General features: G+C 67.9%; 22 protein-coding genes and 3 pseudogenes. 10 read left to right on the top strand and 15 right to left on the bottom strand.

Going from position 1 to position 22009, the window contains the following annotated elements; genetic code table 11:
• Positions 1–180: 180 nt before the first annotated feature.
• Genes IA22_RS0130965 through IA22_RS0130955 form a run of 3 tightly spaced genes read right to left on the bottom strand, consistent with a single transcriptional unit; the run spans position 181 to position 2749 of the window.
• Positions 181–948, bottom strand: a complete 768-nt coding sequence (locus IA22_RS0130965; protein ID WP_030125503.1) for an FAD:protein FMN transferase — start codon at positions 946–948, stop codon at positions 181–183.
• Positions 941–1375 (bottom strand): FMN-binding protein, encoded by a 435-nt coding sequence (locus IA22_RS0130960; RefSeq protein ID WP_030125502.1) that lies wholly within the window; start codon positions 1373–1375, stop codon positions 941–943. The genes IA22_RS0130965 and IA22_RS0130960 overlap by 8 nt, the downstream gene beginning before the upstream one ends.
• A gap of 12 nt (positions 1376–1387) precedes the next feature.
• The gene (locus tag IA22_RS0130955; protein WP_030125501.1) at positions 1388–2749 is read right to left on the bottom strand and encodes a ferredoxin reductase family protein; all 1362 of its coding nucleotides are present in this window, start codon (positions 2747–2749) and stop codon (positions 1388–1390) included.
• A gap of 171 nt (positions 2750–2920) precedes the next feature.
• On the opposite strand from IA22_RS0130955, the gene IA22_RS0130950 reads away from it, so the two are divergent.
• On the top strand, positions 2921–3655 hold the full coding sequence (locus IA22_RS0130950) for a response regulator transcription factor (RefSeq protein WP_030125500.1): 735 nt from the start codon (positions 2921–2923) through the stop codon (positions 3653–3655).
• On the top strand, positions 3652–5079 hold the full coding sequence (locus IA22_RS0130945) for a sensor histidine kinase (RefSeq protein WP_030125499.1): 1428 nt from the start codon (positions 3652–3654) through the stop codon (positions 5077–5079). Before IA22_RS0130950 ends, IA22_RS0130945 begins: the two co-directional genes overlap by 4 nt.
• Positions 5080–5188: 109 nt before the next feature.
• Here IA22_RS0130945 and IA22_RS0130940 read toward each other — a convergent pair whose 3' ends face one another.
• Positions 5189–5599 carry a (R)-mandelonitrile lyase gene (locus IA22_RS0130940; RefSeq protein ID WP_030125498.1) on the bottom strand — a complete coding sequence of 137 codons (411 nt, stop codon included), beginning with the start codon at positions 5597–5599 and terminating at the stop codon, positions 5189–5191.
• A 24-nt stretch (positions 5600–5623) separates the two neighbouring features.
• A complete protein-coding gene (locus IA22_RS0130935; RefSeq protein ID WP_030125497.1) occupies positions 5624–6640 on the bottom strand; it encodes a zinc-dependent alcohol dehydrogenase family protein in 1017 nt (338 codons plus the stop codon).
• A 212-nt stretch (positions 6641–6852) separates the two neighbouring features.
• Here IA22_RS0130935 and IA22_RS0130930 point away from each other — a divergent pair, with 212 nt between their 5' ends.
• Positions 6853–7776, top strand: a complete 924-nt coding sequence (locus IA22_RS0130930; RefSeq protein ID WP_030125496.1) for a helix-turn-helix transcriptional regulator — start codon at positions 6853–6855, stop codon at positions 7774–7776.
• 4 nt (positions 7777–7780) lie between these two features.
• Here IA22_RS0130930 and IA22_RS38455 read toward each other — a convergent pair.
• Positions 7781–7916, bottom strand: a pseudogene (locus IA22_RS38455) (YciI family protein); the annotation flags it as partial.
• Between the two features lie 89 nt (positions 7917–8005).
• Here IA22_RS38455 and IA22_RS0130925 point away from each other — a divergent pair.
• Complete coding sequence (locus tag IA22_RS0130925; RefSeq protein WP_030125495.1) at positions 8006–8218, top strand: hypothetical protein; 213 nt, start codon at positions 8006–8008, stop codon at positions 8216–8218.
• On the opposite strand, the gene IA22_RS36870 is transcribed toward IA22_RS0130925, so the two are convergent.
• Positions 8212–8349 (bottom strand): hypothetical protein, encoded by a 138-nt coding sequence (locus IA22_RS36870; protein ID WP_157840944.1) that lies wholly within the window; start codon positions 8347–8349, stop codon positions 8212–8214. The two genes, IA22_RS0130925 and IA22_RS36870, sit on opposite strands and share 7 nt — an antisense overlap.
• Positions 8350–8810: 461 nt before the next feature.
• Positions 8811–9491: an HAD family hydrolase gene (locus tag IA22_RS0130910; protein ID WP_014158224.1), complete on the bottom strand. Its 681-nt coding sequence runs from the start codon at positions 9489–9491 to the stop codon at positions 8811–8813.
• Between the two features lie 529 nt (positions 9492–10020).
• On the opposite strand from IA22_RS0130910, the gene IA22_RS0130905 reads away from it, so the two are divergent.
• Both IA22_RS0130905 and IA22_RS0130900 read left to right on the top strand, forming a co-directional pair.
• Entirely contained in the window at positions 10021–10689 is a 669-nt protein-coding gene (locus tag IA22_RS0130905; RefSeq protein WP_030125494.1) for a ScbR family autoregulator-binding transcription factor, read from the top strand.
• Between the two features lie 603 nt (positions 10690–11292).
• The gene (locus IA22_RS0130900) at positions 11293–12330 is read left to right on the top strand and encodes an FUSC family protein (RefSeq protein WP_030125493.1); all 1038 of its coding nucleotides are present in this window, start codon (positions 11293–11295) and stop codon (positions 12328–12330) included.
• 18 nt (positions 12331–12348) lie between these two features.
• On the opposite strand, the gene IA22_RS37790 is transcribed toward IA22_RS0130900, so the two are convergent.
• Both IA22_RS37790 and IA22_RS35635 read right to left on the bottom strand, forming a co-directional pair.
• Complete coding sequence (locus IA22_RS37790) at positions 12349–12564, bottom strand: hypothetical protein (RefSeq protein WP_245229632.1); 216 nt, start codon at positions 12562–12564, stop codon at positions 12349–12351.
• 70 nt (positions 12565–12634) lie between these two features.
• Positions 12635–13094, bottom strand: a pseudogene (locus IA22_RS35635) (RHS repeat-associated core domain-containing protein); the annotation flags it as partial.
• Positions 13095–13421: 327 nt separating this feature from the next.
• On the opposite strand from IA22_RS35635, the gene IA22_RS0130890 reads away from it, so the two are divergent.
• A complete protein-coding gene (locus IA22_RS0130890) occupies positions 13422–13985 on the top strand; it encodes a hypothetical protein (RefSeq protein ID WP_245229630.1) in 564 nt (187 codons plus the stop codon).
• A gap of 16 nt (positions 13986–14001) precedes the next feature.
• Here the strand turns inward: IA22_RS0130890 and IA22_RS35630 are convergent.
• A pseudogene (locus IA22_RS35630) lies at positions 14002–14933 on the bottom strand (IS5 family transposase).
• Between the two features lie 105 nt (positions 14934–15038).
• Here IA22_RS35630 and IA22_RS0130875 point away from each other — a divergent pair.
• Positions 15039–15473, top strand: coding sequence for a hypothetical protein (locus IA22_RS0130875; protein WP_030125490.1), 435 nt, complete (start codon positions 15039–15041; stop codon positions 15471–15473).
• A gap of 614 nt (positions 15474–16087) precedes the next feature.
• On the opposite strand, the gene IA22_RS0130870 is transcribed toward IA22_RS0130875, so the two are convergent.
• Positions 16088–17272 (bottom strand): serpin family protein, encoded by a 1185-nt coding sequence (locus tag IA22_RS0130870; RefSeq protein ID WP_030125489.1) that lies wholly within the window; start codon positions 17270–17272, stop codon positions 16088–16090.
• Positions 17273–17478: 206 nt separating this feature from the next.
• Between IA22_RS0130870 and IA22_RS0130865 the strand changes: the two genes are divergently transcribed.
• On the top strand, positions 17479–17853 hold the full coding sequence (locus tag IA22_RS0130865; protein ID WP_030125488.1) for a hypothetical protein: 375 nt from the start codon (positions 17479–17481) through the stop codon (positions 17851–17853).
• A 239-nt stretch (positions 17854–18092) separates the two neighbouring features.
• Here IA22_RS0130865 and IA22_RS0130860 read toward each other — a convergent pair whose 3' ends face one another.
• Together IA22_RS0130860 and IA22_RS0130855 are read right to left on the bottom strand one after the other, a co-directional pair.
• Positions 18093–18467 carry a hypothetical protein gene (locus tag IA22_RS0130860; protein ID WP_245229629.1) on the bottom strand — a complete coding sequence of 125 codons (375 nt, stop codon included), beginning with the start codon at positions 18465–18467 and terminating at the stop codon, positions 18093–18095.
• A 936-nt stretch (positions 18468–19403) separates the two neighbouring features.
• Positions 19404–19697, bottom strand: a complete 294-nt coding sequence (locus IA22_RS0130855) for a hypothetical protein (protein WP_030125487.1) — start codon at positions 19695–19697, stop codon at positions 19404–19406.
• 300 nt (positions 19698–19997) lie between these two features.
• Here IA22_RS0130855 and IA22_RS0130850 point away from each other — a divergent pair, with 300 nt between their 5' ends.
• Positions 19998–20723, top strand: coding sequence for a dienelactone hydrolase family protein (locus IA22_RS0130850; RefSeq protein ID WP_030125486.1), 726 nt, complete (start codon positions 19998–20000; stop codon positions 20721–20723).
• 356 nt (positions 20724–21079) lie between these two features.
• On the opposite strand, the gene IA22_RS0130845 is transcribed toward IA22_RS0130850, so the two are convergent.
• Positions 21080–21838, bottom strand: coding sequence for an MHYT domain-containing protein (locus IA22_RS0130845; RefSeq protein ID WP_030125485.1), 759 nt, complete (start codon positions 21836–21838; stop codon positions 21080–21082).
• Positions 21839–22009 lie beyond the last annotated feature (171 nt).

Raw genomic sequence — 22009 nt, 5'->3', positions numbered from 1 at the left:
CACAGCACTCGGATGACGGAGGCAGGGCCCTCGGGACGTACCACGGAGGCCCGGGCGTCAGGATGGGAACGCTACTCACGAGAGGGCGCTTCGCGCGGGACGACGCTCCGCAGCGATCCCCGCGGGCCGTCCGGCTGTGCTCCTACGGCTCCCGTACGGTTCGTGCCGGCGACACGTTTCTCACGAGCCGTACCGGTGGAAGCCCGTCGTGCGCCACTCTCCGCCGTCGGGTGTGACCGCGAGCGCCTCGTAGCCGTGCAGGCCCTCCAGCCAGTCCCGTGCGCCGTCGCCCCTCGCGAACGCGGCGGTGGCGTAGGTGTCCGTCAGCGTCAGGCGCGGTCCCACGAGGGTGAGTGAGGCGAGCGCGGTAGCGGGTCTGCCGGTGAACGGATCGACGATGTGAGCGCCGCGCTCGGCGGTGCCGGAGGTCGCGACCGCCAGGTCGTCGTGGGCGGTGACGACGGTGACCAGTTCGCCGGGGCGCAGTGGGTGCGCGACTCCGATGCGCCAGGGCGTGGCGGGGGCGGCCCGGCCGCGGATCTGGATGTCCCCGCCTCCGTTGACGCAGGTGTCGTGCGCGCCGGCCTCGTGGAGGATGCGGGACGCCGCCTCGACGGCCCAGCCCTTCACGAGACCCGAGGGGTCCAGGGTGCCCTCGGGGACAATGCTGAACCAGCCGTCGCTGACGCGCGCGGCGTGTGCGCACAGGAAGAGGACTTCGAGGACTTCGGACGGGCAGTCCTCGCGTCGGATCTCGCCACGGCCGAGGCGGCTGATGCAGCTGTCGGGGCGGTAGGTGGAGAACACTTCGTCGATCCGGTGGAGGTGGTGCACCGCCTCGTCGAGCGCACGGCGGACAGCAGGGGTGGGCTCGTCCCGGATGTCGAAGGAGAAGACGCTGCCCATGACGTGTTCGACGTGGCGGAGACCGGCGGTGGTGTCAGACATGGGCTTGGTCCAGGGCGCTCTGGAGGGACTGGGCGTATCCCTGGCTCGTGTAGCTGGCGCCGGAAACCGCGTCGATGTGGGCGCTCTGGGCCTTGATCGCCTCCTGGGTGAGCTGTGGCAGGGCCTGTGAGGAGATCTGCTGGTCACGGCCGTTCTGGTCCGGTGCCTGGATGACCTTGACCGCTGTGATCCTCCCGTCGGTGACGGTGACGGCGACCTGCACGGTCCCGTACCGGGTGTCGACGGGATCTCCGGTGTACGTGCCCATGCCGGCGGACGTGCCGGTGGACGCGCCCGTAGAGGTGGGGGAGGGCACAGGAGAGCGAGCGGCCGACGTGTCCGGGCCGGGGATCTGGTGGGGTTTGAGTGCGAGCAGGGCGACGACCAGAGCACTGGACCCGGTGCCGACGAGGACGGCTCGGCGCATGACGGTTTCTCCTCAGAACTCGAAGGACTCGTGGTGGATGCGCCGGGCCGGGACGCCGGCTCGGCGCAGAGCCTCGGTCGCGGTGCGTGCCATTCCGGGCGGACCGCAGAGGTAGACGTCGTGCGCGGCCAGGTCAGGGACCATGTCGCTCAGGCCACGGGCAGTCAGGGACGAGGAGTATCCGGCCGTTCCGCTGGTGACGTAGTGCACGGTCGCCTGTCTGCGGGCGGCTATCGCGTCGAGTTCACCGCGCAGTGCGAGATCTTCGGCGTGGCGTGCCCGGTAGACGAGGGTCACCTGGCCCGGCAGGGTCTCGAAGAGTGTCCGGAGAGGGGTGATTCCGACGCCGCCTGCCAGGAGCAGCACCTTGGGGACGGTGCGGCGACGGGCGGTGAAGCCTCCGTAGGGCCCTTCGGCCCACACCCGGGTGCCGGGGCGCAGACGGGCCAGCGCGGAACTGTGGCCACCGGCGCTCTTCACGGTGATGCGCAGGTGACGGGGGTGGGCGGGTGCGGAGAGGGAGTAGGGATTGGCCGTCCACCACAGCTCGCGGGTCAGGAATCGCCAGCGCAGGAACTGGCCCGGTACGCCGCCCAGCTCGTCGAGGTGTTCACCGGTGAGGTGAACGGACACCACCCCCGGCGCTTCGGGGTGGACCGCGGCCACGCGCAGACGGTGGCGCATCCCGCGCCGGACGGGCAGGACGAAGCGGTACCAGGCCACCAGGGCGGCGACGCCGACGTACAGCGTGTACCAGGCGATCCGGGCCGGGCGGTTCCCCACGAAGTCGGCTCCGTCGGAGAGCTGGTGGCCGAAGGCGAGGAAGACGGCCAGGTAGGTGGCGAAGTGCAGGTAGTGCCAGGTCTCGTAGGACATCCTGCGGCGTGCGGCACGGGCCGAGAGGACTCCTGTGGCCAGGAACAGGAGGAAGCCGATCGTGCCCTTGAGCATGTCGGGGTAGTGCAGCACCAGCGTGGACGTCTGACCGACCACGTTCGTGTGTGACGTCAGTGAGTAGCCCCAGATGATCAGCAGGGTGTGTGCCAGGACGAGTGAGATGGTGCAGCGGCCGCCCCAGGCGTGCCATCGGGCGAGCCGGTCGGTTCCCACGGTGTGGTCCAGCAGAGGGAGACGGGCCATGAGGAGCAGCAGGATCGCGCAGCCGTATCCGGCCAGGAGTCCGGTGATACGTCCGGCGCCGGTGATCCATCCCGCCGGTCCCACCACCGAGGACGTGTCACTCCACCAGAGGGCCAGCACGCCCGCGACGCCCGCCCAGATCACCGCCGGTACGAGGACGGGCGCGACGCTGCGCCGCGGGCGTCGATGACGTATGCCACGGCTCGCATCCGTGGTGGTGAACGTGCTGGTCATAGATCTCCTCCAGCCAGGACAGGCTTCCAGTGACGGGCGTCCATGCTCACAGCGCGAGCTTTGAGAACCCTCTGAAACCTGCCGGTCCGGCCTCTCAGATGGCGATTCAGAGAAAACGCATAGGCCCGGTTCCTCTCTCTCCGGCTGACGACCGGCGATGCTGAAAGGACCATGGACGATCCGCGCACGACACCGCCTCTGCACCGCCCTGACGGAGCACCCGTACGGGTGCTCGTCGTGGATGACGAGCCCGACGTGACCGATGTCCTGGCGAACGTGCTGACGGGTGAGGGCTGGCAGGTCCGTACGGCAGCCGACGGGACGACCGCACTGGCCACCGCCCGTACCTTTCGCCCTGACGCAGTGGTCCTGGACTGGATGCTGCCCGACCTGGACGGCCTGCAGGTCATGCACGGCTTGCGGCGCGAGGCACCGCAGGTGTGCGTACTGTTCCTGACCGCCCGCGACGCCGTGGAGGACCGCATCGCGGGTATCACCGCAGGCGGCGACGACTACGTCACCAAGCCCTACAGCCTGGAGGAGGTACTGGCCCGGCTGCGCGGCCTGCTCCGCAGGGCGGGCATGGCCGCCGTGCCGGGCGCGGACCAGCTCATCGTCGGGGACCTCACGATGGATGAGGAGGCCAGGGAGGTGCGACGAGGTGATGTCATCGTCGATCTTTCCCGGACCGAGTTCGAACTGCTGCGATACCTGATGCGCAATCCGCGCCGGGTGCTGTCGAAACAACAGATTCTCGACCGGGTCTGGGCCTACGACTTCGGTGGTCGCGCGCACATCGTCGAGCTCTACATCAGCTACCTGCGGAAGAAGATCGATGCAGGACGGGCTCCGATGATTCACACCGTACGAGGTGTCGGATACGTCCTGAAGCCCGAGTCCCCGTGAGGCGCCCGGCTCCGCGTACGCTGCGAGGCCAGCTCACCGCCGGGCTGGTGACGCTCCTCGCCGTCGCCTGTCTCGCGGTCGGCATCACCACCGCGCTCGCTCTGCGCGGATTCCTCATCGGCCGCGTGGACGAGCAGCTCGCGGTGTCCGGCGGCCGGTTCGCCGCAAGCCTCGAGCACGAGGCGGAGCCCGACGCGGACAATCGTTCCGACACGCGCGGGCAGGCCGAGGGCACGTTCGGCGCCCGGCTTCTCGACGGCGTCGTCACCGAGGCCTCCGTCGTCGACGACACCACCGACCGGCCCCTCTCGCTCAGTGCCGGGGATCGCCGCACGCTGGCGCGGATCCCCGTGGACGGAGACGGTCACAGCATCCACCTCTCCACGGCTCCGGGCCGGTACCGCGTCATGGCGGTCAGGGGCGACGACCAGGACATTCTGATCACAGGCCTGCCTCTGCACCCGGTGGAGGAGACGGTGCACCGTCTCCTGGCCGTGGAGGCCGCGCTGTTCGGCGCGGCGCTGTTGGTCACCGGTCTCGCCGGGGCCCTGTGGGTACGCGTCTCCCTACGTCCTCTCAGGCTGGTCACCGCCCAGGCCGCAGAGGTCGCCGACCTGCCGCTCGCCAGCGGCGAGATCGCCATGCCAGGGCCCCTTCCCCACGCGGATCCGCGCACCGAGGTCGGCCAAGTCGGCCAGGCTGTCAACCACATGCTGGGGCATGTGGAGGACGCCCTCGTCCGACGACAGGCCGGCGAGGAGCGGCTGCGGCACTTCGCCGCCGACGCCAGCCATGAACTGCGCACCCCGGTGGCCAATATCCGCGGCCACTGCGAGCTCGCCCTGCGCCGGCCCGGCCCCGTCCCCGACGAGGTCCGGCACGCCCTTGAACGCATCGACGTGGAATCACGGCGCATGACACGTCTCGTCGACAATCTGCTCCTTCTCGCACGCCTGGACGCCGGACGCCCCCTCGAACACGAATCGGTCGACCTGACCCTGCTGGTTCTGGACGCGACGGACGACGCACGTGCCGCGGGCCCGCAGCACCACTGGTTTCTGGACCTGCCCGAGGAACCGGTCACTGTGAGGGGGGACGCCCACCGACTTCAGCAGGCCGTCGGCAACCTGCTCGCCAACGCCCGCACCCACACACCGCCCGGCACCGACGTGACCGTCACCCTCACGTCCGCACGCACCCAGGTCACCCTGGAGGTGAGTGACAACGGGCCGGGTATCCCCGACGAACTGCAGGACGAAATCTTCGGCCGCTTCGTGCGCGCCGATCACGCGCGGTCCCGGAACACCGGCAGCACCGGACTTGGCCTTGCGATCGTCAAGGCCGTCGTCACCGCGCACGGCGGAACCGTCTCCGTCACGAGCGACCCCGGGCGCACCGCCTTTCTCCTCGTACTCCCCGTCTGACGCATGCACGAGACCGTGCACGTCCGGCGCGCGGCTCGGCCTGACAGGCCGGGCGCCGAGCCTGGCCGGCGCCGATGAGGGCGAAGGTGGTGAAGGCGTTCCTCCTTATTCAGGCGGTGGCCGGGGTGGCGCGGTACTCCTCGTCGGTGACGGGGTCCAGCCAGTGCACGACGTCGTGGTCGTGGTCGCCCTCGTTGATGGCCACGTGGACCATCAGCCGGGTCGGGGCGGCGCCGTGCCAGTGCTCCTCGTCGGCCTCGAACAGGACGCGGTCGCCGGGCCGGATGACCTCCACCGGCCCGCCCCGGCGCTGGCACAGGCCGACGCCTTCGGTGACGAAGACGGTCTGCCCCAGGGGGTGGCGGTGCCAGTGGGTGCGGGCACCGGGCATGAAGTGCACCAGGGACGCGGTGACCCGGGACGGGGCCGGAGCGGCGGCGACGGGGTCGATGTAGACGTCGCCGGTGAACCAGTCGGCCGGGCCCTTGACGGTGTCGATCGAGCTGCGGGTGATCTGCACGGTTGCTCCTTGTGCGGTAGGGGGTCAGGGCTTGAGGAGGGTCTTGACGGCGCGGCGCTCGTCCATCGCCTTGTAGCCCTCGGCGACCTGCTCCAGGGGCAGAGTCAGGTCGAAGACCTTGCCCGGGTCGATCCGGGCCGTGAGGACGCGGTCGATGAGGTCGGGGAGGTAGCGGCGCACGGGTGCGGGGCCGCCGCGCAGGCCGACGTGGGAGAAGAACAGCTCCTGCCCGTCGATCGCGACCTCGTGGGGGACGCCGACGAAGCCGACGTTGCCGCCGGGCCGGGCCGCGTGCAGGGCCTGGCTCATGGCCTGAGCGGTGCCGACGCACTCCAGGACGCTGTCCGCGCCGATCCCGCCGGTCAGTTCCCTGATCCGCTCGACGCCCTCCTCGCCGCGCTCGGTGACGATGTCGGTGGCGCCGAACTCGCGCGCCAGCTTCTGGCGGCTCTCGTGCCGGGACATGGCGATGATCCGCTCCGCGCCCATCTCCTTCGCGGCGATCACCCCGCACAGGCCGACCGCGCCGTCGCCGACGACCACGGCGGTCGAGCCGGGCCTCACCTCGGCGGCGTCGGCGGCCCACCAGCCGGTGCCCATGACGTCGGACACGGCCAGCAGACCCGACCACAGCCCTTCGTCCGGCACCTCGGCGGTGGCGACCAAAGTGCCCTGGGCGTTGGGGATGCGTACGTATTCGGCCTGGCAGGTCGACATGAACTCACGGTGCAGACAGTTCGACTGAAAGCCGTTCCGGCAGTTCACGCAGGTGTTGTCCGAGGTCGCGAAGGAGCCGACGACGAACTGGCCCGGCCGCAGCGAGGTGACGGCGGAGCCGACCTCCTCCACGAAGCCGACGTACTCGTGGCCCATGGGATGCGGATCGCCGATCGGCTCCGCGCCGCGGTAGGGCCACAGGTCCGAGCCGCACACACAGGTGACGGCCGTCCGGATGACCGCGTCGGTCGGGTGAAGGACATGGGGATCGTCGACGGTCTCGAAGCGGACGTCGCCGGGAGCGTGGATCACTGCGCCGCGCATGTGCAGGACTTCCTTCGGTGCCGGGGCGGCGGCCGCCGGATGACCGGGACCGTCGCCGTATGCAGGGTGGGGTGCACGGCCGTCCCGTCGGGACGGGCGCAAAGCACCACGTCACCCAGGTAACCCGGTCCTCGCGCCGGTAGCGAGACACCATCAAGAGGTGTACTGCCAGTACATCCCTATGGACGCGGGCAGGACGTACCGTCGGATGCGTGGACAACCGGAAAGAGGTCCGCGAGTTCCTGACCTCGCGGCGCGCGAAGATCAGCCCCGAGCAGGCGGGACTGCCCGCAGGCAGCCGCCGGCGGGTACCCGGCCTGCGCCGCAGCGAGGTAGCCGCGCTCGCCGATGTGAGCGTGGAGTACTACGCCAAGCTGGAGCGCGGAAACCTCGCCGGAGCCTCCCCCGCCGTTCTCGAAGCCGTCGCCCGCGCCCTCCAGCTCGACGACGCCGAACGCGCCCACCTCATCAACCTGGCGCATGCAGCCGAGGGCTCCGACGCCCTCACCCGGCCGCGCCGCCGCACCACCCGGGGCTGGGCCGCTCACCGGAGCCTGCAATGGGTGCTGGACGCCTTCAGCGCCGGACCGGCCTTCGTCCGCAACGGCCGCATGGACCTCCTCGCCACCAACCAGCTCGCCCTCGCCTTCTACGACGACGTCTACGCCTCGGCCGGCAACCAGGCCAACCTGGCCCGCTTCCAGTTCCTCGACCCCGCCTCGCGCCGCTTCTACCCCGACTGGGACCTGGCCGCCGACATGGCCGTTGCCATCCTGCGCACCGAGGCCGGCCGCAACCCCCACGACAAGGACCTCCACGACCTGGTCGGCGAGCTGTCCACCCGCAGCGACGACTTCCGCACCCGCTGGGGCGCCCACAACGTCCGCCACCACGGCACCGGCACCAAACGCTTCCACCACCACACCGTCGGCGACCTCACCCTCGCCTACGAGGGCCTCGAAATGGCCGCCGAACCCGGACTCACCCTCACCGTCTACGCAGCCGAACCCGGCTCGCCCTCCGAAGAGGGCCTACGCCTGCTCTCCACCTGGGCCGCCACGCCCCAGGCCCTCGCACCCCACTCGGACTCGAACTCAAGCTCAAGCTCAAGCTCAAGCTCAAGCTCAAGCGAATGACAACTCCCAGCCGGCGGCCGCCGTCGTCGGACACGAGCGGTCCATGGGCGATCAGCTCGTCGCGGTCGGGCGGCAGCGCGATGTCAGTGGCCCAGTCCTGCGTCGAGGCAGATCACCAGGTAACGGTTGCCTCCGGTCCGGCGTAACGAGGAGCGGTGTGCGGCGGGAATGACTTCTGGATCTTCGGGCAGGTGAACCGCGTTGCAGAACAGTCCAGTTGGAGGATGACATGCGTGCACGCACATGGCAGATGATCCCGTCGAGCCGTGGCATCAGTGCCCTCTACCTGGTGGGCGGAGTCCTGCTCGCCCTCAGTGCGGCGAATCAGCTGACGAAGGAAATGGCCGTGCTTCCCCTGCTCTCCGGCCTTGCCGCCGTGGCGCTCGTGATCACCGCGGTCGTAGGCCTGGTCCGTCCCAGCTCACGCAGCTCCGCTCACTGACCCCGGACCCCCTGCCGCTCGACAAGCGGCAGGGTGTCCTCCGCATGCCGGACCACGTCACACGTCACGACGCGCAGTCCGTGCATCGTCGGGTCGCAGTCACCGGACACGGTGTGCGCGCTCGGCGTCATGGACCTGAACCGTATCCCTGAATGCTCGGTGGAGACTCGTGACGAATCCTCGGCTCCAACTGCGCGTCTTCGCTCATGAGAAGGGCTCAACGCGCCCCCTGAGATGATCGCGCTGGATCTGGTGAGCGACCGAGCGGCGTACCGATGCCGATCCGGCCGTGATGGTGACCTTCGAGGGAAGGTCGAGGCCGCGGCTGATCTCGTCGTACGCGGCCTGGTGACCGCCGGACAACTTCGCCCGGTGCAGCCTCAGATCCTCTTCGACGAGACGCCGCAGCTCGTCGACGTTCTGGGGCGTGAACTGCCGTCAAGCGGGTCCCGGGGACCCCGCCACCCCCGCGGCCGCACCTTCGACGGCGGGGTTGGCGAGCGACGGTCTCCCACTGTCCGTCCGGGACAGTCCAACGAAACGTTCTCTCCACGGCCGCCCCCGACGCCCGACCCACGCAGGGGCCATGATCTCAAGCGTCGAATTGACTCTGCGCCCATGCGGACAGTGCCGGGTCTGCAAGGCTGTCCACCCACAGATCAGCTTGCTCAGCCTCGATGCCGTTCGGGCGGGGTCCGATCGCCAGTACTCGGAGCCCCGCGCTACGGGCCGATTCCATGCCCGTGAGCGAGTCCTCGACCGCGAGGGCCTCCTGTGGCGGAACGCCGCACAGTCTGGCAGCGGTTCGATAGACGTCCGGCTCGGGTTTCGGCCGGGTGTTCTCGCCTGCGACCACCACGTGGCTGAAGTAGGAGAGCAGACCGGCACGGTCGAGACATGTCTCGACCATGCTCCTCGGGCAGTTGCTCGCGACGGCCAAGGGGCGGTGACGTGCCACCTGCCTGACCAGTGCTGCGGCTCCAGGCATGGTCACCGGGTCCTCGTCGACGAGTGCTGTGAAGTGTTCGAGGAGCGCGTCCGTCAGTTCCTCGGTGAGGTCGGGCTTTCCGGTCTCACGGGCCATGAGGGCTCCGCACTCGACGTAGTGGACGCCCTTGGCGCGCTCAGCGAACCCGGCGGGCGGCTTGAGGCCGAATGACCGAAAAGTGATGTTGCGGGCCTCCTGCCAGTGCTGCTCCGTGTCCAACAGCGTTCCATCGCAGTCGAACACGATAGCGGACGGGGACCAGGCGAGGATGCGATGTGCTGTCATTTATCCGCCGTTCTCTCGGCAGTCGCGCCATCTGTTCGATTCGCGAGTGCGGCAAAGGTTCGGCTCCACAGGATCCACCTGCCGTAATCGGCGATGGAACACCGTCCCACCGCATCGGCAACGCATGCTCGACGCGGCAGTAACTACCCCGAACCAAAACATCGTGACCGTTACGTTAGTTTGCCGTTTCCAAATTCTGCAATCACTGATTCGAGTGCAAAAAAGGGAACGCCGCCGCAGGGCGCCCCGCCGGAAGAATCCAGCCGCAGGACGCCACGGGAGGCGACGAACTCCCTACACAGGCCCTCGGTGACCTGCGCGATCGCCCCGATCAGGACGCGGTCCAGTTCGCAGCACCATCGCCCTTCAGCGACGTTTCCGCTCACAGAACTGTCAGATTTCGTCATCCCGCCAGATCAAGCACACCGTCGAAGAATAATAAAATCGCCATGTGCTGCGGCTGGTCCTGCGACGACGAGCGTCATCGAGGCGCGCGCAGCCACGGAACACGAGATCGAAGGGGAAACACATGCAGGAGAGGGCGCGCGCCACCCGCAGAGCCCTGCTGGAATCCGCGGCATACCTTTTTCTCGAACAGGGGTACGCCGGGACAAGTGTTACCGATATAAGCGTTCATTCAGGAAAAACTAGCGGCGCTATCTACTTTCACTACTCCAGCAAAGAGAATCTCGCACTCGCCGTCGTCCGGGAGCAGTTCGCGAGCTGGCCTCAACTCGTCACCCCGTATGCGGCCCCCGGAGTGCCCCCACTGGAAAAGCTGGTGGCGCTCAGCTTCAGCGTCGCGCAAGCCCTCAGTGAGGACACGGTGGCGCGCGCCGGAGCTCGGCTGTGGGCAGAACGCCGCAGCATCGACGCCGCTGTCCCCACACCGTTCGATGCCTGGGTACCGGCGGTCACACGGCTTCTCGCCGAAGCCAGGATCCGAGACGAACTCGCCGATGGAATTCAACCGTCAGAGACCGCCGCGACCCTGGTTTGCGCGTTCTTCGGAGTATGTGCGCTGGGTGATGACGTGCCCGGCGGACGTCACTGGTCCGATCGGCTGGAACGATGGTGGTCGCTGGTGCTGTGCGCGCTGCAGGCGCATCCGGACCCCGACACCCTGATCGCCCAGGCGCAGATGCGAACTCCTGCCCGCCAGGAAGCTACGACTCAGCTGGTTCGCGAGAGGGAGTAGCGTCGGCGTAGTGAGGGAGTGAGAAGGGGAACGGCGGCCTGGCCTGATCACGGCACGAACGGGTGCAGACGTATGCGCCGCCGCGCTCCCAGCGGGAAGCATGTATCCAGGCGCGGTGGCCCGCACGCTGCCGCCCCACCCGCCGGCGGCCCCTGTCCACGGCTGCGGTTACGGGACGCCCCTGGGGCAAGGCGACACACCGTCAGCGACGAAGCTTTATCCGCCTTCACCGCGTACACCGACGAGTCGGCGTACGCGTGCCGTTCGCCCGGCTTCCGACAGCCCCATGTCTCGTGCAGCGGTTGGCCTTCGGATAGGTCGCGTCCACAGGAAGCAGCCCCTTGTACCGAGGGAAGCCCGGGTGAGCGCCATCCCGATCCGCGTGGCCGCGCATCGGCCGGCCGGGAGGACCGGGGCCGCGGTGACCTGAAGGGGCGGGCTGCGCCGTACGGCTGGACGAGACGGCGCGGTACGGGAAGATCTGCGGGTCGCGTCGTGTCGGCTGCGGCTGGAGTCACAGACTGCGGCCGCAGCCGCATACCCGGGCGGACGAGGCGAGCGAGGGCGGTCATGGCCGGTGCGAGCGGACGCGTAGGACAGCCGGTGGACAAGCCCACAGCCAGGAGCTGGCTGTCGAGGATCTCGCGGTTCGACCCGACCGGTCTCAACTGGCCGCGTGCCGTGCTGTTCCTGGACATCGCGTTGGTGCCGCTGGTGGTCTTCCGGGCCATCGGGCACGAGCAGTACCTGCTCAGCGCGCTGTTCGGCCTGTTCTTCGCCTGGCTGGACGACCCGGGCGGAAGTTTAGCGAACCGTGCCTCGCACATCGCGGTGTTCACCTTGATCGGCGCCGGGGTCACCGCGCTGGGATTCGGCATCGGCGGTTATGCCTGGGGCTGGCGGGTCCTCGCGGCCTTCGCGATCACGCTGGTGGCTGGACTGGCGGCCGCGTTCGGCGTGCGCAGGTTCGTGAATGCCATGCTGCTGAACGTCTGGTTCCTCGTTACCCTCGGGCTCGCGTCCAGTTTCCACCATCACTCCCGCATCACCAGCTACACCTGGGCCCAGGTCCTCGCCTGGGTGGGCGGAGCGGCCCTGTGGCTGTCGGCGACGTTCACCGCCCGCCTCGTCCGCGGACGCGGTGACCGACCCCGACCGATCACGGAACTCCCCGGCGACACCGCACGAAAGCCGCTCACCCGGCCCCTGGTCATGTTCGCACTCATGCGCGCCCTGGTCACCGCCGGAACCATAGCGCTCGCCTTCGGTCTGGACCTCTCCCACGGCTACTGGATGCCGATCGCGGTCATGGTCGCGATGAAACCAAACCTCGAACAGAGCACTCTGACCGCGGCGCAACGCGTCGTCGGCGCGCTCATCGGCGCCGTTACTGCCGCCTTGCTGTTGCTGATCCCGGCAAGCGAACACGGGCTGAGGCTGTTCCTGGTCGAGCGCGCACTGGAGGTGGTCGCGCTCGTTCTGTTCATGCACGGGGTGGCGATCCGCTTTGGGAACTACGCGCTCTACTGCGCGGCCGTCGCCGCAGGCGTGCTGATCCTGGCCAGACCGGTCGTCAAGGGTAACGACGGCGACAGCATTGGCGGCCCTCTGGGTCCGCAGCAACAGCTCAAGGCGTGCTAGTCCGTGGACAGGGACCGTCTAACGTCCCTTGAAACGCCAGAAGACGAGCAGCAGAGCCACGATCACGATGAAGGCGACCGTGAAGATCACTGCCGACTGGCCGTCCTGCAAGAGAGGAGGCGCGGCGAGCACGCTCATCATCCCTGCCCCTTCTTCTGGCTGACAGCTGCGAGCACCAGGGTTGCCAGCCGCGCCTGCTGCGCACAGTGCGGTGATGCCGACGTCGGCGATCATGGCAGCTGTGGCTGTCTCGGCCGCCCCGGTGCCCCCCCGGTAAAGCCTTCTGGAGGATCGTGCCGATGCCGAGCGAGTTCCCGATGCTGCCGAGGCTGAGCGTGCGCTGTGGGTCGATGCGGATGACGGGGTCGCCTTCGGCGTAGAGGTAGGGGTTCTCCTCCTGGCCGGACGGGTCGGGGCTGGTGAAGCGGCCGATGTTGGGGTCGTAGTAGCGGGCGGCGAAGTGGTAGAGGCCCGTGGGGGGCCTGGTAGCCGCCTGCGAACCTGTACGGCTGGGTCACCTGTACCGAAGTGGTCCCGCGCTGGACACCGCGAGGGCTGTAGCCGTAACTGCTGACCTTCGTGCCGGACTCATCGGTATGAGGGACGACCGAGCCGAGCGCGTCGGTCAGATAGTAGTAGGACGTCCCCCCGGTGGTCATGGAGTTGAGGGTGCCCCCGGGCTCCCGGTTGAATCCCTTACCCACGCCGGCCATCGAGGTGGCGGAGAGACCGAGGGAGCCGTTGTGGAAGGGCGTGTCGCCGAGACCCTGGCGAAGGAGTTCGGCAACGAACCCTGTACCGAGCCGGCACAGGGCTACGGACATGTTCTTTCAGAAGGCGATGCCCCAGCTGATCGGAAGCCCCCTCCCGCTGGGACGTGTCCCCGTGCTCGCGGATTCCGTACGGCGCAGCTGAACAACTAGGACTTGTCCGGCCGATCATGTCCGGAGCGGGATGATCCCAATCGCTGCGATGGTGGTACCGAGGAACACATAGCCGCGTCTGCCGTAACGGGCGGCTACGGCCCAGGCGCGAACTCAAGCACCGCCCTGCCCCGCCTGCTGATCAGCGGGGACTGCATGATGGGGTTTATGGAGTCTCTCACCGCGGCGGGGCTGCGCATCGTAGAGGAGTGGACCGCGCCCGACAGGCTCGTTCCGCCCACCGTCATCGGACAGGCGCCGAGCGTCCCGTTCGAGGGCGGGCGCGTCGAGGTCTTGAGGGACTTCCTCGATCCGCTCCTCCAGCAGAAGGCGAACGCCGACTGGTACCGGCTGGCGGTCGAAGGAGGACTTTTCTCCGAGACCGACCGCAGGTTCCTGATCGCCCTCAGCCCCGGCCGGGACCGCCTCTCGCGATGGCACTGCGTCGAGCTGCAGAGCGAGTGGGACATCATGAGCAAGGGCGCTGACGGGCTGCTCGGCAGCGCCCCCTACCGGCCCGAGTTCAGCATGCTGTCGCTCGACGGGAACGTGCTGTGCTTCGCCACGACGTGGGAGTACGCGATCAGCACCTCGGTGCTGAAGGCGCCGCACCGTTCGCATGTCCTCCGCCACTGGGCGGAGGGGCTGACGGACGGCTCCATGGATGACATGGGCGATCCGAACGACCTGCCGCTGAGCGTGGCGGCACGCCGCTGGCTCGACCACCACTAGGAATTTGTCCGACTGATTACGTTCGGAGCCAGATAGCAAGGGCTGCCGCTATGGCGGTGCCGAGGAAGACGTAGCCGCGCTTGTCGTAGCGAGTGGCGACCGCCCGGAACTGCTTCAGGCGGTTGATCGCCCGCTCGACGGTGTTGCGCTTCTTGTAGCGGTCCTCGGCGAAACCGGGTGGCCGTCCGCCACGTGAGCCCTTGCGCAAGCGGGCGGCCTGGCTGTCACTCTTCTCCGGAATCGTGTGGCGGATGCCCCGCCGTCGCAGGTACTCGCGGACGGGGCCATTGCTGTAGGCCCTGTCGGCCGCGAGGCTGTCGGGCTTCTTGCGTGGTCGTCCCAGGCCCGGTCTGGGCACCCGGATCTTCTCTAGGACCGGCTTGAACTAGGTGCAGTCCGCCCGCTGACCTGGAGTGACGACCAGAGACAGCGGACGGCAGCGGCCGTCCGCACTCAGGTGGAGCTTGCTGCTGAACCCGCCGCGCGAGCGGCCCAGGCCCTCACCTCCCGCACCACCTCCACCAGGCGGGCGTGCAGGCTCTGCCAAGGTGTCTCGTCCTGGTGTTCTGCCCTTTGGGCCCCCTTTGAGCCGGGCGCCGGCGGTGGGTCGGTGCGGGCGCCGGCCGCATGCTGATGCGCACGGACGATGGTGGAGTCGACCGAGATGTCCCAGTCGATCTCACCTGCCGCGTCGGCCGCGGCCTGGACCTGCTGGAGCAGACGCTCCCACGTCCCGTCCGCCGACCACAGTCGATGGCGTTCGTAGACGGTCTTCCACGGCCCGGACCGCTCGGGCAGGTAACGCCACTGCACCCCGGTCCGCACCCGGTGCAGAATCCCGTCGATCACCTGCTGGTGGTCACGCCACCGGCCACAATGCCTGTTGCTGACCGGCAGGAACGGCCGCAGCCGTTCCCACTCGGCATCACTCAGATCGCTCCGCCCCATACCCGCATCAACGACCCAGGGGCGGCGCAGTCACATGATCGGCCGGACAAGTCCTAGGACTTGTCCGGCCGATCATGGTAGTGGGCTGTCGGGCATGATGTCCGGGTGAGCATCATCGTGAAGTTCTTCGTCGCGCCGGACGACACGTCAGCGAGTCTGGCCCTCCAGACCGGGCCGGGACGGGCATTCGAGTCGCTCTCCTTCGGCAACTTCGATCCCGAAGAGGCCGTGGTCGAGTGGGAGTGCCTTCTTGCCGACGGCAGCTTCGAGGACCTCGTCGAGGCTGGTGAGCCTCGCATCATCGCCGGTCTGGACGACGAGGGATGCGTCGTCTTCGCGATCTCGCCTCGCCTTTCCTCTGCACTCGCGGAAGCCACGCACTCCAGGTTGAGCGACGTCGCCGCCTCGTGGACTCAGCTGCGTGCGGAGGACGGCGAGGTTATCGACACGGAGATCGCCGACGTGATCGTGGGTGACCTGGCTGCCTTGGTCACCAGCGCCCGGCGCCAGAACCAGAGTGTCTACTGCTGGGTCGCGTAGGAGCTCACGTCCGAAGCCAGATCGCGACAGCCGCGGCGGTTGCGGTGTGGAGGAAGACATAGCCGCGCTTGTCGTAGCGAGTGGCGACCGCCCGGGACTGCTCCAGGAGCTGGATCGCCCGCCCGACGGTGTTGATGGTATGGCAGACTCCCCGCCGCCGTAGGTACTCGCGGATGGGGCCGTTGCTGTAAGCCCTGTCGGCCGCAAGGCCGTAGGGCTACTTGCGCGGCCTGCCCAGGCCAGACCTGAGCACCCGAATCTTCTCCAGGACCGGCTGGAACTGGGTACAGTCTGACCGCTGACCTGGTGTGACGGTCGGGGACAGAGGCCGGCAGCGGCCGTCCGCGCCCAGGTGGAGCTTGCTGGTGACCCGCCGCGCGAGCGGCCCAGGCCCTCGTTTCCAGCACCACCTCCACCAGGCGGCCGACGGGACTCTGCCACGGCGTCGCGTCCTGGTGTTCCATCCCTGCGGCCTCTTTCGACCCCCCGGTGCCAGAGGCGGGTCGGTGCGGGCGCGAGCCGCGTGCTGATGCGTGCGGACGATGGTGGAGGCGACCGAGATGTCCCAGCCGATCTCGCCTGCGGCCTTGCGTCTCATGGGCTGCTCAACAGTCTCACGCGGCTTCCTCCAAGGTGTCGGGTACAGCGACCCAACCCGCGTTGAGGACGAGTCGGGAGGTGCGGTGCAGAGCGAGGAACCCGAAGGGGCGGTCGAAGCGGACGGTGATCTCCCGGGCTCGGAAGGGGAAACGCGGCACGCCACCGACCACCGTCGTGAAGGCGGTGGCCGCCGCGGAGCGGAAGCCGCGTGCGCCGAACGTCGCGGTCATTGCCTGTGCGGCGGCCTGGACAGCAAGTGGTTTGGCACTGATACCGGGAAAGTGCCCCTGCGACGTATCTGTCGCCGTGCCCAGACCGAACAAGTCGTGATGGTTCAGCAGGTCGTGGTGAGATGTGACGGTAAACGGAACGGTGGATACGCGGAGTACGGACTCACCGTCGACACTAAGGACGCGGGTCACCGACAAGCCGGGGCCTGGAGTGCCGTGAGGCAGGTGATCGCCGGGGACCATTGCCCGGCGGTTGTGGAGTGCGCCCACTGCGGCAGTCAGTACCTGGCCTGCGCTTGCTTCGGGTGTTCCGAGGTACAGGTGTACGTCGATGCCGTGGGTACCGATGATCTGAAGCTCGGTGAGGGGGCCGGCTGCCGTGTCCACGACGCCGACCCGGTTCAGGAGACGGGTGGTTCGGTGCAGGCCAGCCAGGTTCATGTCGCGCCATGGCCCCGTTCCGGCTTCCATTCCGCCCGGAGTGAAGGGCCGGATCCAGTCGGTGCGGAGGGTCAGGGCGCTGGCCAGTACCAGCAGAGTCTCGTCGTTCACGGTGACAGGCATCGTGTAGATCTGCCCTTGGGTGCGGTTGGCTGCCCATGTGTCGAGGTGCGCCTGGTCACGCACGGGGTCGCCGGTGAGATACCCGTGTGCCTCAGCGGGCAGTTGGTCCAGCCAGGCCGGCTCGACGGGCAAGGTGCTGCGACTCCACAGTCCCAGGGCTGCGCCCAAGCCATGCGTAGCCCTGAGCATGGCAAGCAGATCTCGTGCGGCGGTTGCGGCACCGTCCGCCGGGATACTGAGTGCATCGGAGAGTTCACGCCGGGCGGCACCTGCGGCCCCGTGGGCGAGAAGGCCGAGCAGCGGCCACACCCCGGCTGCGGCAAGTACCGTGCCGGCGTGGGGCAAGACCGCAGTCCAACGCATGGCAAGTTCATTGACGGCCTTGACCGTGCCGTGACTGGCCATACCTGCCCTTCCTCTACTCCCGATCCTCGCGAGAGTAGAGCCGGAAGTGCAGATCGGCGAGCGAATTGAACGTCACGCGGTGTCGGCGTACGGACTTTTCTCCCCAGTTGCGTACGGACGAACGTCCCCAGTTCTGATCGCGGGCGGCAGTGGTGCTGCAGAGATCTCGGTTGAGATCGATGCTCCAGAGAAGGGACACTCGCGCGATGAGCCGCAGAACATCGTCTGAAGCGATCGAGCGAGGATGGGACGAGCCCTGGTATCGGGTCCGTTTGGAGGGTTTCGAAGCGTCGTTCCTGCCCAGCGACGGCGAGGACCTGGACGAGGTCTGCAACATCGATGTCTTCGTGGCTCTGGAGGATGGATCACGGTGGACCGCGACTGTGTTCACCGTCACGGAAGTCGAGCGACTGATGAAGCTCTGGGCAGGAACCGACGAGGCCCTCGGGGGGCGCTACTTCTGGGTCTCGGACGGCTTGATCGTCAGGGATCCGGGCATCGACTGCATGACCGATGTGATTGCCGGACTGATCGAGAACGGTGAGTTCTCCGAAATCTTTCAGCCGGTGATCAACAACTGATCCGACCGCATCAACTGCTGAGCAACGGCTTCATGCTCAGCCGTGGCGCTGCTCACCGGCCCACCATCCCGACGCGTCACGGCTCCCTGCCGCACGGTTCTTCGGCGTCGCGCCTGACGCCCTCACCAGCGGAACTCTCACCACTTGGTCGCGGCCGTCACTCGAAAGGAACCGCGCCCATCGGGTTTCGCAGCTACGGGCCATGATGAGGCCAGGCCTCACCACTTTGGTGCCGCATCTTACGGGCGTGCATCGAGACGGTGCTGAATGCTGCCGTCCGGCCCGAACACGTCCATGAGGTACCCCTTGCCCAGATTCACGTTCTCCTCTCGCTCCAGATAGTCGGTGAGCGAGACCTTCAAGCGGTCGAAAGGTTCGGCGTCCTCGTCCGCGCTGTGTGTCCAGACCGTCAGCAACGGCACACCGGAGGGACCGTCGGCACGCTGAATGCCGTATACATCCTTGTTTCCGCTCGATATTCGGTAGCGGTCGGCAAGCCGCACGGCAGGGTCTGGGGCGACGGTGGTGGTGGCGGTCGGCTGTGGGGACTCGGTGGGCCGACCGCCGGCAGTGCCGGAGTCCAGGGTGCAGCCGCCCACCAAGGGCAGGGCCACGGCGATCGGGAGGACAGCGAGTCGGACCATTCTTCTCATGACGCCATAGTCCCAGTCGGCTCAGCTCGGCGGAACCGCTTCGGCCTCGTTTGCCGCCGAGCTGTCCGGCGACACCGGTGCTCCAGAATGCCGCCCTTACCTCAGACGCGACACCGGCCGCTCCGCATGTGCGCGGCGGGCCGGGAGAGGCCCTTGAGTACGACCGGCAGACGGTCGACTGCTCAGCCTACGACGCCGAAGCCACCTGTCCAGGGATTCCTTTCGCCAGCGGCGAGAGTGAGCTGCAGAAAGCCCAACGCCTCCAGCTCGCGTGCCCGCTTGAGGGAGCCGGCGTCGACGGCCCGCAGACCGCCGGCGGTGACGACATCGGCCAGCAAGGACTTGGCGTCAGCATCGTCACCGATGATGAGGACCGTGGTGGGAGGTCCGCGGCGCCCGCTGGGCCTTCAGCGCGCAGTACCGGGGCCTGACGCTCGATGCATACGGCGATACGGCGGGCCGGAGCGGCGGGCACCAGGATGCCGCGGGCCTGGCCGGCATCGGCCTCAGCCGCGCCCCCCCCTCACGCTCACTGGGCCAGCTACCTGCGCGGTCGTCCTGCGCGGCATCGACCTCTTCGGCTACCCGACCGCCGAGGTCTCGGACGCCTTCAGTGACAGCCTGCCCCCAACTCTCCGGCTCAGCGGCGGTGGCCTCTACCTCACCAGCGTCTCGGTACACGCGAAATCCGTACCTGCCGAGAGTTGATCACGACGGGCGAACCGGATCGGGGCGCAGTTCACCGTCCTGCATGACTTCACCCTCGACGGCATCAACCACGCAGGCCACAAGTATCAGGGCAGCATGATCCGCCGTTACGTCATTTGGTCAAGCCACCGCACTACGATCAGCAACCACGAACCGTAGTCGACAAGACCAACATCCCCTGACGCGGTGCTAGAGCGGGATCACCCGGACTCGCACCGCAAGCTCGGTACCGACCTGACGTGCGATCGTAGCCACCAACTCCTCAACCACGGATTTGTCCGATACGCCGTGAACAGTGACCTGAAGGCCGGGCATTTCCCAAGCGAACTCAATCTCCATGCCCTCGACAGCGATCCGGTAGTCGCCATCGCCAGCCACCGGCACCGCTCCCCAGCCCGTTGGCCGAAGCACATCCGGGGACCTATTCGATCGCATGGGCCCGAGGAAATCGTCGTCATCGGTCGCAAGCAAGTATTCAAGCACACCAACAGTATGCTGACCTGACAGAGCGAATCCTGTCGGGCGGTCGACTACTTGTCGGCGGAGACCAGCTCGTAGACCAGGTTCGCCACCTAGGGAACATTCCTGACAGAAAATCAGATCTTGTATGACTTCGACCTGTCAGAAATCGACATCGGATGTGATTGGATTCGCATCCCAGCGAACCCCTGATCGCACGGCTTCATTCGAGGCGTCCGGGTTGATGTAGTGGGGACAGGCTGTTGTCTGCCGTCGGTGAAACACCACCCCGAGCGGGCGCATCAGCCGTTAACGTCCGGCCGCATGACGACGATCACAACCCGTACGGTCGACTATCCGGCCGACAACCTGACGATGATCGGACACCTCGCACTCCCGGCCGGTGACGAGCGCAGGCCCGCAGTCCTGATCGGACCCGAGGGGATGGGGCTCAGCGATGTCGAACGCCGCCGGGCCGACGCTCTGGCCGAGCTGGGGTATGTAGCGCTGGCCTTCGACCTCCACGGCGGACGCTACTTGGAAGATCCAGAGGAGATGCTGGCCCGTTGCATGCCTCTGCTCGCCGACCCCGACCGGATGCGAGGAATCGGTCGCGCCGCACTGGACGTGTTGCGTGCCGAACCACGGGCCGACCTCAACCAAATCGCCGCCGTCGGCTACGGCACCGGGGGTGCAGTCGCACTGGAACTAGGCCGCGATGGCATCGACCTGCGCGCGATTGGAACGGTCAACGCGCTGACCACGGGCCGACCGGGCGAAGCGGCACGCATTCGCTGCCCGGTATGGGCCGGGGTCGGATCGGAAGACCCGATCATGTCACCCTCGCAACGGGACGCGTTCAGCGCAGAGATGCAGGCCGCAGGCGTCGACTGGCGCCTCACGGTCTATGGAGGAGCCCTTCACGGCTTCCACCACCCCACCGTCGACCACACCGTGGTACCCGGCGTCGGCTACCACCCACGACACGCACAGCGAGCCTGGCGTGACATCGTCGCCCTGCTCGCCGAGTGCCTTCCCGTCACGGATTGATCCGAGGTGCGCGGGCCGAGCACCCCCTGGGCACCCGGGAGGCTGTTCGCGTGGAGCTCGACCCGGCCGGAGGGGTGCACGTGCGTCCAGGACAGCGGGGGCACCGCCCGCGCGAGTTCCTTGGTCGCAAGGTAGTTGAGGTCCTGGGGGCCGTCGCGGGTGACGCGGTGAAGGACCTGCTCCGCCTTGGCGGTGCCCAGGCGGAGCGCGATGGCGTACACCGTCTGGTCGTCTTGCGGGTGCGTCAGGTGCGTTGCGCACTGTCGTCGAACTCGTCGGAGCCGCCTGGTTCACGGGGCGGCAGCCGGACAAGGCGCGGCGCGGAACGCCTTACGCCTTGCGGTGCCGGCCCGGCTTCATGCGTCCCGGCGCTTGCCGTCCACGTCTGCGAGCATGAGTTCGGGGTCGAACATCACGACGGCCGAAGCGAGGACGAGGAAGACCGTCGGCCCCAGCAGCATGGGAACGATCAGGGCGTTGGCGGGCGTCCCCGAGGCGTGCGAGATGTGGTCGGCGTCCACTCCCAACGCGCTCATGCCCGTGTAGTGCATCGCTGCGACGGCAACGCCGAAGATCAGGCTGGCGACAGCGCTCGCCTTGATACCCGAGGTGGACACCGCCGCTCGCAGGGCGACGGTCGCGGCGACGACCGCGATCACGACGGAAACCACCACCAGGGGCACGGAGTAGTGGAGCCTCATGCCCACGTGCATGCCCGCCATGCCCATGTAGTGCATGCAGGCGATACCGAGGCCCATCAGGGCTCCGGCGGGGAGAAGATTCGCCCTGCCCGATCCCCTGTACCCGACGAGGACCACGCCGGTCAGAACGACGAGTACCGCCACGCCCAGGCTGCCCACGGTCAGGCCCATATCGTAGGAGACCCGCGCGCCGACGACTTCGAAGCCGAGCATGGCCACGAAGTGCATGGTCCAGATTCCGACACCGATGGACCCGGCGCCGAGTGCGAGCCAGCCCGCCTTCGAGATGCCCGACGAGCTGCGTGACCGGTTCGTGCAGCGCAGGCCCAAAGCCCCGCCGAGCCAGGCGACGAGGAACCCCGCAGCGGGAGTCAGGAAGCCGTGACTGAAACCATCAATGGTGGCGGACGCCATGGTCCGTTCCTCCTAGGGCCTGTCTTCAAAGGCTGTTGATGGGGCATCATGTGACGCATGGTGCGGCGACATGAGCTCTCGGATGAAGAGTGGGATGTTCTGTCGGGGCTGCTTCCGCGGACGGAAACGGGGCGGCCCCGGCGGGACGACCGGGTGGTGCTGAACGGAATC

Source organism: Kitasatospora papulosa, from assembly GCF_000717245.1.
In the GTDB taxonomy this organism is placed as follows: domain Bacteria; phylum Actinomycetota; class Actinomycetes; order Streptomycetales; family Streptomycetaceae; genus Streptomyces; species Streptomyces papulosus.
The sequence above is the reverse complement of the archived record's forward strand: the minus strand, read 5'-3'. Positions and strand labels throughout refer to the sequence as shown.

What these genes read in the sequence shown, in the direction of transcription:
- IA22_RS0130965 (WP_030125503.1), bottom strand. Translation starts at nt 948, where the DNA reads ATGTCTGACACCACCGCCGGTCTCCGCCACGTCGAACACGTCATGGGC.
- IA22_RS0130960 (WP_030125502.1), bottom strand. Translation starts at nt 1,375, where the DNA reads ATGCGCCGAGCCGTCCTCGTCGGCACCGGGTCCAGTGCTCTGGTCGTC.
- IA22_RS0130955 (WP_030125501.1), bottom strand. Translation starts at nt 2,749, where the DNA reads ATGACCAGCACGTTCACCACCACGGATGCGAGCCGTGGCATACGTCAT.
- IA22_RS0130950 (WP_030125500.1), top strand. Translation starts at nt 2,921, where the DNA reads ATGGACGATCCGCGCACGACACCGCCTCTGCACCGCCCTGACGGAGCA.
- IA22_RS0130935 (WP_030125497.1), bottom strand. Translation starts at nt 6,640, where the DNA reads ATGCGCGGCGCAGTGATCCACGCTCCCGGCGACGTCCGCTTCGAGACC.
- IA22_RS0130925 (WP_030125495.1), top strand. Translation starts at nt 8,006, where the DNA reads ATGCGTGCACGCACATGGCAGATGATCCCGTCGAGCCGTGGCATCAGT.
- IA22_RS36870 (WP_157840944.1), bottom strand. Translation starts at nt 8,349, where the DNA reads ATGACGCCGAGCGCGCACACCGTGTCCGGTGACTGCGACCCGACGATG.
- IA22_RS0130910 (WP_014158224.1), bottom strand. Translation starts at nt 9,491, where the DNA reads ATGACAGCACATCGCATCCTCGCCTGGTCCCCGTCCGCTATCGTGTTC.
- IA22_RS0130905 (WP_030125494.1), top strand. Translation starts at nt 10,021, where the DNA reads ATGCAGGAGAGGGCGCGCGCCACCCGCAGAGCCCTGCTGGAATCCGCG.
- IA22_RS37790 (WP_245229632.1), bottom strand. Translation starts at nt 12,564, where the DNA reads ATGATCGCCGACGTCGGCATCACCGCACTGTGCGCAGCAGGCGCGGCT.
- IA22_RS0130890 (WP_245229630.1), top strand. Translation starts at nt 13,422, where the DNA reads ATGGAGTCTCTCACCGCGGCGGGGCTGCGCATCGTAGAGGAGTGGACC.
- IA22_RS0130870 (WP_030125489.1), bottom strand. Translation starts at nt 17,272, where the DNA reads ATGGCCAGTCACGGCACGGTCAAGGCCGTCAATGAACTTGCCATGCGT.
- IA22_RS0130865 (WP_030125488.1), top strand. Translation starts at nt 17,479, where the DNA reads ATGAGCCGCAGAACATCGTCTGAAGCGATCGAGCGAGGATGGGACGAG.
- IA22_RS0130850 (WP_030125486.1), top strand. Translation starts at nt 19,998, where the DNA reads ATGACGACGATCACAACCCGTACGGTCGACTATCCGGCCGACAACCTG.
- IA22_RS0130845 (WP_030125485.1), bottom strand. Translation starts at nt 21,838, where the DNA reads ATGGCGTCCGCCACCATTGATGGTTTCAGTCACGGCTTCCTGACTCCC.